We start from the raw sequence: 236 nt of genomic DNA, 5'->3' as shown, positions 1-236 counted from the left end.
GGCACATTTTCTTGGCTGCAGTAGAGACAACATCTACCCCATTTCTCTAGAAGGTATTCTCGGACTTCATACCCCACAAACTCTCCCTGTTGATACTCGACACTAGAGATTTCTGGGTTTTGAATCAGTTGGGTATCAAAACGGACAAGTTCCATTGAAATAGCGCTAATGGGACAGAAACGCTTCAATCGATTTACCCACGTCAGAGTTGTCAGGACTCGGTGTTGAAGACTAGG

Annotated in this window: 1 protein-coding gene; it reads right to left on the bottom strand. The window is 44.9% G+C overall.

What is annotated here, in order from left to right:
• Positions 1-236: RRXRR domain-containing protein (locus LKK83_RS04985; protein WP_324629816.1), on the bottom strand; the 236-nt coding region annotated here is incomplete at both ends.

This window comes from Phormidium sp. CCY1219 (assembly GCF_035615515.1).
Classification (GTDB): Bacteria; Cyanobacteriota; Cyanobacteriia; order Cyanobacteriales; family Laspinemataceae; genus CCY1219.
The sequence above is the reverse complement of the archived record's forward strand: the minus strand, read 5'-3'. Positions and strand labels throughout refer to the sequence as shown.